The sequence below is a fragment of the Telluria sp. RB2R28 genome, assembly GCF_059685835.1.
Map to the genome: position 1 here is coordinate 867,669 of NZ_JCASIK010000002.1, position 14,806 is coordinate 882,474.

The 14,806-nt window shown below is 66.6% G+C and carries 13 protein-coding genes; 10 read left to right on the forward strand and 3 right to left on the reverse strand.

The window, feature by feature from the left end; genetic code table 11:
- Positions 1-14 precede the first annotated feature (14 nt).
- Positions 15-287, forward strand: a complete 273-nt coding sequence (locus AC56LV_RS11440) for an oxidative damage protection protein (protein ID WP_183555634.1) — start codon at positions 15-17, stop codon at positions 285-287.
- 84 nt (positions 288-371) lie between these two features.
- Here the strand turns inward: AC56LV_RS11440 and AC56LV_RS11445 are convergent, their stop codons facing one another.
- Positions 372-698, reverse strand: coding sequence for a hypothetical protein (locus AC56LV_RS11445; protein WP_499455158.1), 327 nt, complete (start codon positions 696-698; stop codon positions 372-374).
- 14 nt (positions 699-712) lie between these two features.
- On the reverse strand, positions 713-1,390 hold the full coding sequence (gene rpiA, locus AC56LV_RS11450; RefSeq protein WP_499557710.1) for a ribose-5-phosphate isomerase RpiA: 678 nt from the start codon (positions 1,388-1,390) through the stop codon (positions 713-715).
- Between the two features lie 172 nt (positions 1,391-1,562).
- Between rpiA and AC56LV_RS11455 the strand changes: the two genes are divergently transcribed.
- From AC56LV_RS11455 to AC56LV_RS11465, 3 genes are read left to right on the forward strand one after another with little or no spacing between them, the layout of a single operon-like run.
- The gene (locus AC56LV_RS11455; protein ID WP_499557712.1) at positions 1,563-2,768 is read left to right on the forward strand and encodes an efflux RND transporter periplasmic adaptor subunit; all 1,206 of its coding nucleotides are present in this window, start codon (positions 1,563-1,565) and stop codon (positions 2,766-2,768) included.
- Positions 2,765-3,499, forward strand: a complete 735-nt coding sequence (locus AC56LV_RS11460) for an ABC transporter ATP-binding protein (protein ID WP_499557714.1) — start codon at positions 2,765-2,767, stop codon at positions 3,497-3,499. The genes AC56LV_RS11455 and AC56LV_RS11460 overlap by 4 nt, the downstream gene beginning before the upstream one ends.
- Entirely contained in the window at positions 3,496-4,719 is a 1,224-nt protein-coding gene (locus AC56LV_RS11465) for an ABC transporter permease (protein ID WP_499557716.1), read from the forward strand. Before AC56LV_RS11460 ends, AC56LV_RS11465 begins: the two co-directional genes overlap by 4 nt.
- 15 nt (positions 4,720-4,734) lie before the next feature.
- Here AC56LV_RS11465 and AC56LV_RS11470 read toward each other — a convergent pair whose 3' ends face one another.
- Positions 4,735-5,451: a helix-turn-helix domain-containing protein gene (locus AC56LV_RS11470; protein WP_499455162.1), complete on the reverse strand. Its 717-nt coding sequence runs from the start codon at positions 5,449-5,451 to the stop codon at positions 4,735-4,737.
- Positions 5,452-5,588: 137 nt separating this feature from the next.
- Here AC56LV_RS11470 and AC56LV_RS11475 point away from each other — a divergent pair, with 137 nt between their 5' ends.
- The 6 genes from AC56LV_RS11475 to AC56LV_RS11500 are packed head-to-tail and all read left to right on the forward strand — an operon-like array spanning position 5,589 to position 14,801.
- Positions 5,589-7,637: a serine hydrolase domain-containing protein gene (locus AC56LV_RS11475; RefSeq protein ID WP_499557718.1), complete on the forward strand. Its 2,049-nt coding sequence runs from the start codon at positions 5,589-5,591 to the stop codon at positions 7,635-7,637.
- A complete protein-coding gene (locus AC56LV_RS11480; protein ID WP_499557720.1) occupies positions 7,637-8,647 on the forward strand; it encodes a dipeptide epimerase in 1,011 nt (336 codons plus the stop codon). The genes AC56LV_RS11475 and AC56LV_RS11480 overlap by 1 nt, the downstream gene beginning before the upstream one ends.
- Positions 8,644-9,942, forward strand: a complete 1,299-nt coding sequence (locus AC56LV_RS11485) for a peptide MFS transporter (protein WP_499557722.1) — start codon at positions 8,644-8,646, stop codon at positions 9,940-9,942. Before AC56LV_RS11480 ends, AC56LV_RS11485 begins: the two co-directional genes overlap by 4 nt.
- Positions 9,943-9,967: 25 nt before the next feature.
- Positions 9,968-12,193: a TonB-dependent receptor gene (locus AC56LV_RS11490; RefSeq protein WP_499557724.1), complete on the forward strand. Its 2,226-nt coding sequence runs from the start codon at positions 9,968-9,970 to the stop codon at positions 12,191-12,193.
- Positions 12,193-13,227 (forward strand): N-acetyltransferase DgcN family protein, encoded by a 1,035-nt coding sequence (locus AC56LV_RS11495; RefSeq protein WP_499557726.1) that lies wholly within the window; start codon positions 12,193-12,195, stop codon positions 13,225-13,227. Before AC56LV_RS11490 ends, AC56LV_RS11495 begins: the two co-directional genes overlap by 1 nt.
- Positions 13,224-14,801 carry a serine hydrolase gene (locus AC56LV_RS11500; RefSeq protein ID WP_499557728.1) on the forward strand — a complete coding sequence of 526 codons (1,578 nt, stop codon included), beginning with the start codon at positions 13,224-13,226 and terminating at the stop codon, positions 14,799-14,801. Before AC56LV_RS11495 ends, AC56LV_RS11500 begins: the two co-directional genes overlap by 4 nt.
- Positions 14,802-14,806 lie beyond the last annotated feature (5 nt).

Here is a 14,806-nt window from a genome sequence, read left to right on the forward strand (position 1 = left end):
AACAGGAGTACTCGATGGCCCGCACCGTCCACTGCATCAAACTGAACAAGGAAGCCGAAGGCCTGGATTACCCACCGGTCCCTGGCGAAATGGGCAAGAAGCTGTACCTGCAGGTGTCGAAAGAAGCCTGGCAGGCATGGCTCAAGCACCAGACCATGCTGATCAACGAAAACCGCCTGAACCTGGCCGACGACCGCGCGCGCAAATACCTGGCGACGCAGCTGGAGAAGCACTTCTTCGGCGAAGGCGCCGACCAGGCAATGGGCTACGTGCCGCCACCGGTGTAAGCACGCCGCGCTTCATACGCTGGGCGCACAAAAAAATCCCGCTCGGGGCACTGGCCGCGAGCGGGATTTTTTACGCCTGGTCTCTTACATTTTTTTGCACTGGCGCAGCTCGCAGCGCGCCATGAACACCTGGCCATTCTGGCACTGCATCCGGTAGACCTCGATCGGCCCCGGCTCGGTTACCAGCCCCGCGCCCTGCGTGCTGGTGCAGGCCTGCGCCTTGGCCAGCTTCTCGACCGTGTGCGACGATTCACCGACCTTGAACGGCGTGCGCTGGATCGCTGTCACGTCGGTCGATGCCGCCGGCGCCACAACGGCAGGCTCGGACAGGTCAATCGAACTGCCAAAGACAGAGCAACCTGCCAGCAAGGCAGCGAGCGAAGGAGCAGACAGCAGCAGCGCACGATTCATGGTCGGGTTTCCGGTTACAGCGACAGGGTCTTGACGCCGTCCGCCGTGCCAAGCAGGCAGACATCGGCGCCGGCTTTGGCGAACAGGCCAACGGCGATCACGCCGACGATCTGGTTGATGTTCTCTTCGAGCGCCACCGGATCGGTGATGCTCAAGCCCGCCACGTCGATCAGCTCACCGCCGTTGTCGGTGATGAAGGCCTGATCGGTACCAGCCTTGAGGCGCAGCTTTGGCTGGCCGCCCAGCGCCGCCAGCTGGCGCATCACCGAGGCACGCGCCATCGGGATCACTTCGACCGGCAACGCGAATGCGCCCAGCGTCTCAACCAGCTTGGAGCCGTCGGCGATGCAGACGAATTTCTTTGCCACCGACGCGACGATTTTCTCGCGCGTGAGCGCTGCGCCGCCACCCTTGATCATCGCGCCCTGCGCGTTGATTTCGTCGGCGCCATCGATGTAGACCGCCATCGACTCGACATCGTTCAGGTCGAACACGGGGATGCCGTGGCCGCGCAGGCGGCTTGCCGTGGCTTCGGACGACGCGACGGTGCCCTTGATGCGGTCCTTGATCTTCGCCAGTTCGTCGATGAAGAAGTTGGCGGTCGAGCCGGTGCCCACGCCGATGATTTCACCCTCGACCACGTAATCGATGGCGGCGCGTGCTACGGCTTGTTTCAGTTCGTCTTGAGTCATGATGCTTCGGTAAAAAAGGAATACGCCATTCTAGCGGATCGGCGCCGCCCTTTTTCCAAAATTGGCGGGCCTTCGCCGCCAAATTCAGGCCTCTCAATGCGCCATGCATTGCCATTCGCGCACCGGTGCATCAAACTCGGCCTTTACTTGGTATTTATCTGGCATACATACAATGAACATCTTCACCAGGAAGCGCGTTGTCATCGCCGTTGCCGTCCTCGCTGCCATCGCCGTCGCCGTTGCCGTCGTCAAGCGCAAGGACGACGCCGTACCACCATCCCAATACCGCAGCACCGTCGTGGACCGCGGCGCCATCAACCAGACCGTCACCGCCACCGGCACCATCAATCCGGTCGCGCTGATCAACGTCGGCTCGCAGGTATCGGGCACCGTGGCCGAACTGAATGCCGACTTCAACGACCGCGTGAAAAAAGGCCAGGTGCTGCTCAAGCTCGAGCCGACCATCTTCAATGCCCAGGTGCGCCAGGCTGAAGCCAACATCGCATCGGCGCGCGCCAGTCTGCGCCTGGCCCAGGCCACGTTCGAGCGCAACGAGCAGCTGGTGGCGCAGAACTTCCTGTCCGGCCTCGCGCTCGACCAGTCCAAGCGCGAGATGCAGGTCGCGCAGGCCAACCTGACGCTGGCGCAGGCGCAGCACGACCGCGCCAGGGCGGACCTGAACAACAGCGTGATCCGCTCGCCGATCGACGGCGTCGTCATCAAGCGCACGATCGACCTGGGCCAGACCGTGGCAGCCTCGTTCAACACGCCGAACCTGTTCCAGATCGCGCAAGACCTGACCAAGATGCAGATCGATACCAGCGTGTCCGAAGCCGACGTCGGCCAGCTCAAGGATGGCCTGCCGGCCCGCTTCGTCGTCGATGCCTATCCCGACCGCGAATTTGCCGCCACCATGCGCCAGTTCCGCCTCGCGCCGAACGTGGTACAGAACGTCGTGACCTACAACGTGGTGCTCGACGTCGACAACGTCGACGAACTGCTCAAGCCCGGCATGACGGCGCAGGTGCGGCTGGTGGTGGCGAATCGCCCGGACGTGCTGCGTATCCCGACCACCGCGCTGCGCTTCCGGCTGTCGGAAGAAGAACAGGAAGCCGAACGCAAGCGCAACAAGGACGCCAAACCAGGCGCCGTTGCGGCTACGCCTGCCCCCGTCAAGGACGACGACGTCGCATTCCGCAGCGCGAGCGACACCACGCGCATGTTCAAGATTTACAAGCTCGATGCGATGAACCGGCCGCAACCGGTCGACATCCGCGCCGGTCTGTCGAACTTCCGCTATACCGAAGTCGTCTCGGGCGACCTGAAGCCGGGCGACCGCGTCGTCACCCGCTCGCTGGCCACGCCGGAAAATCCATGACCGGGCCGCTGATCGACATCCGCGGCGTGGTCAAGACCTACCTGAGCGGCGCTGTCGAAACCCCGGTGCTGCACGGCGTCGACCTGTGCGTGGAGCACGGCGACTTCGTCTCGGTCATGGGCCAGTCTGGCTCCGGCAAGTCGACGCTGATGAATATCCTCGGATGCCTGGACCAGGCGACCGGCGGCACCTATCTGCTGAACGGCGTCGACACGCGCACGCTCGGGCGCGCCGAACTGGCCGACATCCGCAACCGCACGATCGGCTTCGTGTTCCAGAGCTTCAACCTCATCAAGCGCATGAGCGTGGCCGAGAACGTCGCCCTGCCCCTGATCTATGGCGGCATGGGCCGCGCCAAGGCGCAGGCGCGCGCGGTGCAGGAGCTCGAGCGCGTGGGCCTGGGCGAGTTTGCCAGGCGCACCCCGAGCCAGCTGTCGGGCGGCCAGCAGCAGCGCGTGGCCATCGCACGCGCCCTCGTGACCGATCCGCCGCTGCTGCTGGCCGATGAACCGACCGGCAACCTCGACACCCACACGAGCGACGACATCATGACCAGCTTCGGCACCCTGAACCGCGAGCGAGGCATCACGATCGTGCTGGTGACGCACGAACCCGATGTCGCCGCCTACAGCCGGCGCCTGGTGCGCCTGAAGGATGGCCGCGTGCTGTACGACGGCCCGGCGGCCGAAGGCCTGCAACTGGCAGGCAGCCAGGCGGGAGCCGCGCGATGAACCTGGTCCAGGTCCTGATCGAGTCGTTCCGTTCGATGGCGGCCAACCGGCTGCGCACTGCCCTGACGATGCTGGGTATCGTGATTGGCATCGCGTCGGTCGTGCTGCTGCTGGCACTGGGCGACAGCATGCAGCGCTTCATCGGCAAGCAGTTGCAGATGCTGGGCACGAACATGGTCTACGTGATGCCGGGGGGCGACCGCACCGCCGCCCAGCGCGCCCGCGAAGGCAAGGTGGCGGTGCTGACGCTGGACGATGCCGAAGCACTCAACGCGCTACCCAGCCTGACCGGCGCCGCGCCGGCGCTGCAGGGCAGCTTCAAGGTCACCGCCGGCAACGAGAACGCCAGCAGCATGGTCATGGGCGTGACGCCGGCGATGTTCACGATCCGTAACTGGAAGGTCGACCAGGGCACGCTGTTCAGCGAAAGCGACGTGCGCGCCAGCGCGCGCCTGGTGGTGATCGGCCAGAAGGTGGCGGACCAGTTCTTTTACCGCGCCGATCCGCTCGGCCAGTTCCTGCGCATCGAGAACGTCGCGTTCCAGGTGGTGGGCGTGCTGGCCGGCGAAGGCCGCCAGACCGACGGCACCGACCTGGCCGAACAGATCCTCGTGCCAATCACGGCGGCGAGCGCCAACCTGGTCAAGTCGCCGTTTCCGCAGAACGTCCATTACATCAATGCACAGGGCCGGCCCGGCGTGGCGATGACGGATGCGATCGAGGACATCAAGGAAGTCATCCGCAGCCGGCACCGGATTCGCGTCGACGATCCCGACGACTTCCGGGTGCAGAACCTGAACACGATCGCCGAAACGGCCAACAAGATCACGGCCGGCGTCGCGCTGCTGCTTGGCCTGATCGGCGCGATCTCGCTGCTGGTCGGGGGCATCGGCATCATGAACATCATGCTGGTGTCGGTGACCGAGCGCACGCGCGAAATCGGCATCCGCATGGCGATCGGCGCGCGGCCCAACGACGTGCTGATGCAGTTTCTGGCCGAGGCGGTGGTGATCTGCCTGGCCGGTGGCCTGGTCGGCATTGCCATTGCGGCCGGCGGCGCGGTCTTGATCACGAAGTTTGCGGACTTTGAGGTCTATCTCACCATCAGCGCGGTCATGGTGGCGTGCGGGTTTGCCACGGCGGTGGGCGTGTTCTTCGGCTTTTATCCGGCCCGGCGCGCCTCGCGCCTGCTGCCGGTGGATTGCCTGCGCTACGAATGAGCGCAGCGCAGCAGGCTACCCATCCTGCCTGCTGCGCTTGCGGGGCTTGACCGGCTTTGGCTCTACCGGAGGCTCGCCGTCGGCCGTCGCGTGCGCGGGCGTGTGCGTATTCTCATGCGTGTGCGACGACATGATCGCCTGCATCTGCTCCTCATCCTCACTCGACATCACGGTCAGCACCTCGGCCTCGTCGCAGCCTTCCGGCGCCAGGTACGCGTGCCCCATGCTCGAATCGAAGTAGATTGACTGCCCTTCCCTGAGCACCACCGGATCGTAGAACTCGCTGTGCAGCACGACCGCGCCCTTGAGCACGTACGTGAATTCTTCGCCCGAGTGATGCACCAGCTGCCCGAACTGCTTGACCGACTTGGCGCGGATGCGCGCGATCACGGGAATCATCCGCTTGCGGCGCAGCTCTGCGCACAGGTAGTGGTAGTCGTAGTTGGGCGTCTCCACGCGCACCGCACTGGCCAGATCGCCGATGCTGCGCCGCGCCGTCACCGGCGTGTCTGCGCCCTTGTCTTCTTCGGCAAACAACTCGGACATACGCATCCCGAGCTTTTGGCTCAGCTGGTACAGCTTGTCGTAGCTGAGCGTCAGCTGGCCGTGCTCCACCTTCGACAGCGTGGAGACCGGGATGCCGCTGTTTGCGCTCATTTCTTTCAGCGTCCACCCCTTGCGGCTGCGCAGGCCGCGGATCAACGCGCCAAGGGTCGGGGATTCAGAGGTCATGGACGGCATTCATAAAATGTTGACATGGTTTCCGATTGGGTAGATATTTCTCTAATCAGAGAAAAATACTCGGATCAAGCTTTATTTTATAGGCTGGCCCGATCGACCGCAATCAACCGTATGGATAGGGAGCCTTGATGAGATTTCTGAAGATGGTCTTGATGAGCGTTGTCTGCTGGAGCGCCGGCGCCGCCGCGCAGCAGGCGCCCCAGGCCCCGGCCGTGCCGCCCTCGCCTGCTGGCGCGAAGCCGGCGGCGACGCCGCCATCCGGGCCGCCGCCAACGCTGGTTGCGGCGCCCCGCGCCGGCAATGGCAAAACGCTCGACAAGACGGACGTCGACACCTGGCTCGACGGCTACATGCCATTCGCGTTGAACAAGAGCGACATCCCCGGCGCAGTGGTCGTCGTGGTCAAGGACGGCCAGATCCTCACCGCGCGCGGCTTCGGTTATGCCGACGTCGACAAGCGCACGCCGGTCGACCCGGAGCGCACGCTGTTCCGGCCCGGCTCGGTCTCCAAGCTCGTGACCTGGACCGCCGTCATGCAACTGGTCGAACAGGGCAAGCTCGATCTGGATGCCGACATCAACGGGTACCTCGATTTCAAGATCGCCCCGCGCGCCGGCAAGCCCGTCACGATGCGCCAGATCATGACCCACACCGCCGGCTTCGAAGAGTCGGTGAAGTACCTGATCGTCTACGACAAGGCGGATATCCGCCCGCTCTGCGAACTGCTCAAGGAACGCGTCCCGGCGCGCATCTTTGACGCCGGCACCACGCCCGCCTACTCCAACTACGCCACCTCGCTGGCCGGCTACATCGTCGGGCGCATCGCCGGCATGTCGTTCGACGATTATGTGGAGCAGCGCATCTTCGCACCGCTGAACATGCGCACCGCGAGCTTCCGCCAGCCACTGCCGCCTGCACTGGCGCCGCTGGCGGCTACCGGCTACAGCAAGCCGGGCCAGCCATCGCTGGGCTTCGAAGTCGTCAACTCGGCGCCAGCCGGCGGCCTGTCGGCCAGCGGCACCGACATGGCCAACTTCATGATCGCGCACCTGCAGAAAGGCCAGTTCAACGGCGCGCGCATCCTGTCCGAGGCCACCGCCAACGCGATGCACAGCAGTTCGCTGGACAAGGTCAACCCCGCGTCGCTGCTGCCACCACTCAACCGCATGGAACTGGGCTTTTTTGAAACCAACGTCAATGGCCGCAGCGTGATCGCCCACCTGGGCGACACCGAAGCGTTCCACACGTCGCTGCACCTGTACATGGACGATGGCGTCGGCCTGTACCTGTCGGTCAACAGCAGCGGGCGCGAAGGCGCCTCCAACCCGCTGCGCAGCGCCCTGTTCCAGGACTTCTCGGACCGCTACCTCCCCTCCACGCTGCCGCCCGATGGCCGCGTCGACGCGAAACTCGCTGCGCAGCACGCGCAGATGATGACCGGCTCGTGGGAAAGCAGCCGCCGCGCCGAGACCAACTTCTTCGCCATCTTCGACCTGCTTGGCCAGGTCAAGGTGGCCGTTGACGACAAGGGCGCGCTCGTCATTCCGGCCATGGTGGGAACCAACGGCCGGCCCCGCGAATGGGTCGAGATCGCGCCGTTTGTCTGGCGCGACCGCAATGGCGAAGACCGCCTCGCGGCGCAGGTTGTCAACGATCGCGTGGTCCGCTGGAGCATGGACTTCATGTCGCCGTTCATGGTCATGGAACCCGTCCCGGCCGGGAAGAACAGCGCCTGGCTGCTGCCGGCCGTTGGCGCGGCGCTGGCCGTGTTCGTGTTCGCGGTGCTGGCCATGCCGGCCGGCTGGATCGTGCGCCGCCGCTTCAAGCTGCAGCATGTGTTGACCGGCCCGGCGCGCAAGGCGGCGCTGGCCACGCGCATCTCAGCTGCGGCCTGCCTGGCGGTGCTGGCGGGCTGGGTGGGCATCGTGTCGGTATTCGATATCAGCCTCAAATACGCTACCGCCTCGCTCGACCCGTGGCTGTGGCTCCTGCAGATCGGCGGCTTGCTGGCCTTCGTGGCGGCGCTGCTGGCAGGCGCGCGCAATCTGCAACTGGCGTTTGCGCCCGGCCAGGGTCGCCTGCGCCGCGTATGGAGCGTGCTGTTCCTGGCCTCGGCGCTGCTGATCGCTTATGTCTGCCTGCGCTTCGGCCTGTTGTCCATGACGGTGGCTTACTGATGGCCCGCGTCACCATGACGGTCGCCGTCGAGAAGCTGCGTTTGACCACGCCATTTCGCATCTCGGGCTACCTGTTCGACGCGTTCAACGTCGTCGTCGTGACGCTCGGTGATGGCCGCCACAGCGGGCGCGGCGAAGGCGGCGGCGTGTACTACCTGGGCGACGATGTGCCGCACATGCTGGCGCAGCTCGACGGCGCCAGCGCCGCGATCGCCGCCGGCCCGACGCGGGATGAACTGCGCGCGATCCTGCCGCCCGGCGGCGCGCGCAATGCCGTCGACTGCGCGTTGTGGGAGCTCGAAGCAGCGCGCGCCGGCGTGCCGGTCTGGCAGCTGGCTGGCAAGAGCGCACCACGGCCGCTGCGCACGACCTTCACGCTGGGCGCCGACACGCCATCGGCGATGGCCGCCACCGCGCAGCGCCATGCGCAGGCGCGCTCGATCAAGATCAAGCTGACGGGCGATCTGGCACTCGACCTGGCGCGCGTGGCGGCGATCCGCGCCGCGCGGCCCGAGGTCTGGCTGGGCGTCGACGGCAACCAGGGATTCACGGCCGGCCAGCTCGATGCGCTGATCGCCGGCCTCGTGGAACAGGACGTGGCCCTGCTCGAACAACCGCTGGCGCGCGGCGACGAAGCCAGCCTGGAAGGCCTGCGCTCGCCGATTCCGCTCGCGGGTGATGAGAGTATCCAGTCGCTGGACGATATCGCCGCCAGCGTCGGGCGCTACGACATCGTCAACATCAAACTCGACAAATGCGGCGGCCTGACCGAGGGCCTGCTGATGGCGCAGGAAGCGCGGCGCCTGGGCCTGCAGGTCATGGTCGGCAATATGGGCGGCTCGAGCCTGGCGATGGCCCCGAGCTTCGTGCTGGGCCAGGAATGCGACATCGTCGACCTGGATGGCCCGATCTTCCTGGCCGCCGATCGCCGTCCGGGCGTCGAGTACTTCGCCGGCAATGTCTGGTCGGGGCCCGCCGTCTGGGGCGGCGCAGCGAAGGCCACGGCATGACCGGCACGCAGATCCAACCCACGTGGTTCGGCCATCCGCGCGGCCTGACGGTGCTGTTCCTGACGAATATGTGGGAACAGTTCTCGTACTACGGCATGCGCGCGCTGCTGGTCTACTTCATGACCAAGGAACTGCTGTTCGGCCAGGCCCACGCCTCGTTCATCTACGGCGCCTACACGGCCGCCGCCTATTTCACGCCGATCCTCGGCGGCATGCTGGCCGACCGTGTTCTTGGCAAGCGGCGCGCCATCATCATCGGCGCCTCGGTCATGGCGGCGGGCCACTTCATGATGACCTTCGACGCGTTGTTCTACCTGGCGCTGGCGACCATCGCGCTCGGCAACGGCCTGTTCTTGCCCACGCTGCCAAGCCAGGTCGGCGACCTGTATGCGCGCGGCGACGCGCGCCGTGGCTGGGCCTTCAACGTGTATTACGTCGGGATCAATATCGGCGGCTTCCTCGCGCCGCTGATCTGCGGCACGGTGGGCGAGCTGTATGGCTGGCATTACGGCTTCGGCCTGGCCGGCATCGGCATGCTGCTCGGCCTTGCCATCTACGTCGGCGGGGCGCGCTACCTGCCGCCCGAGACCCTGCCGGCCAGGTCCACCGTGACGACCGACGCACCGCGCGGCTTGGGCCGCGAAACGATCCTGGTGCTGATCGGGATCGGCCTGGCCGTCACGGTGTTTCGCGCCGCCTACGAGCAGGTCGGCAACACGGTCGCGCTGTGGGCCGACAGCGGCGTCGATCGTGCGGCCGGAGGCTTTCTCATTCCGATGACGTGGTTCCAGTCGCTCAATCCGCTGTTCGTGATGCTGCTTACGCCACCGCTGCTGGCCTACTGGCACCGCCGGGCGGCGGCCGGCACCGACCAGGCGCCGCTGCGGCGCATGGCGGTCGGCGCGCTGATCGTGGCGCTGGCCTATCTGTTGCTGGCGGCAGTCGGCTGGACCGCCAATGGCCAGGTCACGGGCTGGATCTGGCTCGTGCTGTTCTTTCTGGTGCTGACGATCGGCGAGCTGTTCATCCTGCCGACCGGCCTGGGCCTGTTTGCCCGCCTGGCGCCGCGCCATCTGGGCAGCACGACGGTGGCGGCGTGGTTCCTCGTCACCTTCTCCGGCAGCCTGGCGGCGGGCCTGGTGGGCAGCCTGTGGAGCCGCTTTGCCCCGGGCGCGTTCTTCGCCCTGCTCGCACTGCTGTCGGCGATCGCCGCCGGCCTGCTGTGGCGTCTGCACCAGCCGATGCAGGCAGCAGACCGGCTGCACGCGATGACGCCCGCACCATCCGCACCCTAATCACAACGACTACCGGGAGAAATTCATGGCAACAGTAGCAGGCCGCATCGCAGTGACTTCCATGGCGCTGGCCATATCGAGTGCCTTCGCAGCAGACCAGGCCGCGCCGCAGGACGACGTCCAGCAAGTCGTCGTGACCGCGCAAAAACGCGCGCAGACGATGGTCGACGTGCCGCAGTCGATGTCGGTGGTGGGCGGCGACACGCTCGACAAGCACCAGGCCACCGGCTTTGCCGATTACCTGAAACTCGTGCCCAGCCTGCAGCTGGTGCAAAGCACACCGGGCGAAGGCCGGCTGGTGCTGCGCGGGCTGGACACGGGCGGCGTAGCGTCCACCGTGGCGGTCTATCTCGACGAAACACCGTTCGGTTCAAGCAGCGGCCTGGCCAATGGCGCGATCCTGGCGGGCGACTTCGACACCTTCGACCTGGCCCGCATCGAGGTCTTGCGCGGGCCGCAGGGCGCGCTGTACGGCGCCAGCTCGCTCGGTGGCCTGGTCAAGTTCGTGACCAATGCGCCGGAGCTCGATCGCTTCGCACTGCGCGCGCGGCTGGGCGCGGCAACGGTCGACGGCGGCAAGGTGGCGTACCGCTCGAACCTGGTGGTCAACACGCCACTCAGCGACACGGTGGCGCTGCGCATGTCCGGCTCGTACCAGAAGGAGCCGGGCTTCATCGATTCGATCGGCACCGCCGGCTCGGACATCGAACGCAACATCAACGGCGCCCGCAACTACGGCGGGCGCGCCTCGCTCCTGTACAAGCCCAGCACGGCATTCGACCTGCGCCTGAGCGCCGTGGCGCAGAACATCGCCACCGATGCGCCCGGCACCGTGGAGAGCGATCCGGACACCCTCGAGACGCTGTATGGCCGTCCGACGCAGTCGCAGTTCGTCCCGCACATGCGCGACATCCACTACCGGGTCTTCAATGGCACCGCCAACTGGAACCTGGGCGCAGCCAGCCTGACCTCGTCGACCAGCTACAGCACGCAAAAGCAGTTCGCGCGCGAAGACGTCAGCTTCAACCTGAGCGAGCTGGTCGAAGGTGTGTTCGGCGTGCCCAATGAGCTCTATCTGGGCCAGGAAACCGAACTGAAAAAATTCACGCAGGAGCTGCGCCTGAGTTCCAACGCCGGCAAGCGGTTCGACTGGCTGGCCGGCTTGTACTACACCGATGAACAAGGCGCGATCGCGCAGCGCTACCACGCCGTCGTGCCAGGCTCGATGACGCCAGCCAGCGGCCTGCCGCTGCTGGCCGACATCCGCCTGCGCTCGAACTACCGCGAGGTGGCGGCGTTTGCCAACACGACCATTCACCTCACGCCGGTGTACGACCTCGATGTCGGCGGACGCTATAGCCACAACAAGCAGGACGCCCGCCAGACCGGCGATGGCGCCCTGGCCGGCGGCCCTGGCGACGACAGCGCCGATTCGTCCGAAGGCGTATTTACCTATGCCGTGGCGCTCAAGCGCAAGTTCAGCGAACGCAGCGCCGTGTATGCGCGCGCGGCCAAGGGTTTCCGGCCCGGCGGGCCAAACGTGCTGCCGCCCAATGCCGGCCCGGGCACGCCTGCCACCTATGATTCGGACAGCGTGATGAGCTACGAGGCCGGCATCAAGACCCAGACGGTCGACGGCATGTGGTCCCTGGACCTGTCGGCCTTTCACATCAAATGGAAGGACATCCAGCTGCTGGCGGTGGTCAACGGGTTTGGCGTGAACACCAACGGGGCCGGCGCCACCGCCGACGGCGTCGAGATCAGCGCGGGCTTCCGTCCGATACGCGGCCTGCGCCTGTCGGCCAACGGCGCCTGGAACAAGGCGCGCCTCGATGGCGCGACCGATCCGCTGGTGGGCGGCTTCAAGGGCGACCGCCTGCCCTTCTCGCCGAAGTACACGGCCGCGCTGCTGGCCGACTATCGCTGGACGATCCGCGACACCACGCCCGCCTACGCCGGCGTCTCGGTGCGCCGCATCTCGGGGCAATTCGCATCGTTCGACTTCGACTACCGCACGGCCAATGGCCGCCAGCGCGAGATCCCGTCGTATAACGTGTTCGACGCCCATGCCGGCGTCGAACTGGGCACCTGGACGGTTGAACTGTACGGCAAGAACCTGGGCAACAGCGACGGCAGGACGTCCACCGCATCGTTGCTGGCCAACGGCGGCTTCGTCCATCCGAATGGCGCGCTCGGTACCGGCGTGATCGCGCCGCGCACGCTCGGCTTCACGCTGACGAAGGAGTATTAATGGCGCCCGCACCGAACGACACACGCGCTGTGGGCCGCTGCCTGCTGTTTCTCGGCGACGTGACCGAATCCGGTTTCGCCAAGACCGCCTTTGGCCTGCGCGACTGGGCCGGCGAGCGCTGCGTGGGCGAGCTGCGCCTGCCAGGTGCCACGGTGACCACCGGCCTGCCCGCGCTGACCGCCAGACAGGCCGCGGCGAAAGGAGCAACCGCCATCGTCATCGGCGTGGCCGCGCCAGGCGGCACCATCCCCGCGAGCTGGGTGCCGGCGCTGGCCGAGGCGCTCGCGGCGGGCCTGGACATCGTCTCGGGCATGCACGTGCGCCTCGACCAGTTCGCCGTGCTGAAAGACGCTGCGGCGCGCCACGGCCGGCGCCTGATCGACGTGCGCACGCCGCCCGCCGACATCCCCATCGCCAGCGGCCAGCCCCGCCCGGGCCGGCGCATCCTCACGGTCGGCACCGACTGCGCACTTGGCAAGAAGTACACCGCGCTCGCACTGGGTCGTGGCCTCGCCACGCGCGGCCTGGACGTGACCTTTCGCGCCACCGGCCAGACCGGCATCATGATCGCAGGCAGCGGCATGCCGATCGATGCCGTGGTGTCGGACTTCGTGGCCGGCGCGGCGGAGATGCTCAGTCCAGCGGCGGCGCCCGGACACATCGACGTGATCGAGGGCCAGGGCTCGCTGTTTCATCCCGCATTTGCCGGTGTCTCGCTCGGCCTGCTGCATGGCAGCCAGCCCGACATGTTCGTGGTCTGCCACGACCCGGCGCGCCGCCACCAGCTCGGGTATCCGGGTTCGCCATTGCCGTCGATCGAGACCGTGATCGAACAGACGATCGTGCTCGGACGCGTGACCAATCCAGCCATCCGCTGCATCGGCATCGCGCTCAATACCGGGGGCATGGATGCGTTGGCTGCGCAGGCCGCCATTGAGGCACATGCCCGCCGTTTGCCGTACCCTGTTGCCGACCCGATGCGCGGCGGCGCCGATTTCGAGCGCCTGCTCGACGCCTGCCTGGAGATGCCATGAACTGCCCTCGTCTTGTTCCTTCCATCCTGCTGGCGCTTGCCTGCGCCCCTGCGCTGGCCGCGCCGCCGGCCGGCTTCGAAGCCCGCGTCGAGACGCTGCGCCAGCGCGTGGGCACGCCAGGCCTGGCCATTGCCATCGTCGAAGACGGCAAGACGACGCTGGCGCGCGGCTTCGGCGTGCGCCAGCTCGGTGCGCCGGCGCCCGTTGACGGCGACACGCTGTTCCCGATCGGCTCGACCACCAAGGCGATGACGGCCGCCGCACTGGCCACGCTGGTCGATGCCGGCAAGCTCACGTGGGATGACAAGGTCACCGACCACCTGCCCGCGTTCCAGATGTACGACCCGTGGGTCACGCGCGAACTCACGATCCGCGACCTGCTGACACACCGCGCCGGCCTGGGCTACGGCGCGGGCGACCTGCTGTTCGTGCCGCGCACGAACCTGTCGCGCGCCGAGACCGTGCGCCGCGTACGCTACCTGAAGCCAGCCACCAGCTTTCGCAGCACCTATGCATATTCGAACCTGATGTATGTCGTGGCGGGCCAGCTGATCGAGCAAGTAAGCGGCCAGCCGTGGGAGGCTTACGCGCGCGAGCACGTGCTGCGCCCGAGCGGCATGCGGCTGTCCACCACCGACAACGTCGACAACTTCGCCACCGCCAACCGCGCCTTTCCGCACGCGCGCATGGACGGCGGGCTGCGTGGCGCCGGCACCCAGGTGCGCCTGGACGAACGCGATGACCTGGGCCGCAACGCGGCGCCCGCCGGCGGCGTGGCCAGCAACGCCAACGACCTGGCGGCGTGGCTGCACACGCAGCTGGCCGGCGGCGTCGCGCCGGATGGCAAGCGTGTCTTCAGCAAGGCCACGCATGCGCAGATGTGGGCGCCATCGATGACCGTGCCGCTCGACGAGATGCCGCCGGAACTGAAACTGATTGAATCGACCTTCGCCAACTATGGCCTGGGCTGGGACCTGGTGGACTACCGCGGCGCGCGCATGGTCTGGCATGGCGGCGCGGTGCTGGGCTTTGGCACGGCTGTCGTGATGCTGCCCGAGCAGAAGGTGGGCTTTGCGATTGCGATCAACAGCGAGGACGGTGAGCTGGTACGGGGCCTGATGTACGAACTGGCCGACCACTACCTGGCCAAGCCGAAGGCCGACTGGCCGGCCACGTTCGAAACCTACAAGGCGAAGAAGATCGCACAGGGCCTCGCGCTGCAGAAGAGCAGCGCCGCCAAACCGGTGCGTTCAACGCCACTGGTGGCGCCGGCGGCGCTGGCCGGGACGTATGCCGACCCGTGGTATGGCAAGATCACCATCGCGGCGGCGAAGAATGGTTTGCGGGTCGACTTCGGCTCGACGCCGCGCATGGCGGGCCCGCTCGTACACTGGCAATACGATACCTGGATCGCGCGCTTCGACGACGAGACCATCGAGCCTGCGTACCTGAGCTTTGCATTCGACCAGGACGGCAAGGTCGAACGCATCACCCTCAAGCCGGTCTCGCCCATCGCCGATTTCAGCTGGGATTACGCGGACCTGAATTTCACCCCGATCAAGGCGCCCGAATGAACCGC

Bases quoted from the DNA above. Each gene is read 5' to 3' on its own strand.
- AC56LV_RS11445 (WP_499455158.1), bottom strand. From the start codon at position 698: ATGAATCGTGCGCTGCTGCTGTCTGCTCCTTCGCTCGCTGCCTTGCTG.
- AC56LV_RS11455 (WP_499557712.1), top strand. From the start codon at position 1,563: ATGAACATCTTCACCAGGAAGCGCGTTGTCATCGCCGTTGCCGTCCTC.
- rpiA (WP_499557710.1), bottom strand. From the start codon at position 1,390: ATGACTCAAGACGAACTGAAACAAGCCGTAGCACGCGCCGCCATCGAT.
- AC56LV_RS11440 (WP_183555634.1), top strand. From the start codon at position 15: ATGGCCCGCACCGTCCACTGCATCAAACTGAACAAGGAAGCCGAAGGC.
- AC56LV_RS11490 (WP_499557724.1), top strand. From the start codon at position 9,968: ATGGCAACAGTAGCAGGCCGCATCGCAGTGACTTCCATGGCGCTGGCC.
- AC56LV_RS11475 (WP_499557718.1), top strand. From the start codon at position 5,589: ATGAGATTTCTGAAGATGGTCTTGATGAGCGTTGTCTGCTGGAGCGCC.
- AC56LV_RS11495 (WP_499557726.1), top strand. From the start codon at position 12,193: ATGGCGCCCGCACCGAACGACACACGCGCTGTGGGCCGCTGCCTGCTG.
- AC56LV_RS11460 (WP_499557714.1), top strand. From the start codon at position 2,765: ATGACCGGGCCGCTGATCGACATCCGCGGCGTGGTCAAGACCTACCTG.
- AC56LV_RS11465 (WP_499557716.1), top strand. From the start codon at position 3,496: ATGAACCTGGTCCAGGTCCTGATCGAGTCGTTCCGTTCGATGGCGGCC.
- AC56LV_RS11480 (WP_499557720.1), top strand. From the start codon at position 7,637: ATGGCCCGCGTCACCATGACGGTCGCCGTCGAGAAGCTGCGTTTGACC.
- AC56LV_RS11485 (WP_499557722.1), top strand. From the start codon at position 8,644: ATGACCGGCACGCAGATCCAACCCACGTGGTTCGGCCATCCGCGCGGC.
- AC56LV_RS11470 (WP_499455162.1), bottom strand. From the start codon at position 5,451: ATGACCTCTGAATCCCCGACCCTTGGCGCGTTGATCCGCGGCCTGCGC.
- AC56LV_RS11500 (WP_499557728.1), top strand. From the start codon at position 13,224: ATGAACTGCCCTCGTCTTGTTCCTTCCATCCTGCTGGCGCTTGCCTGC.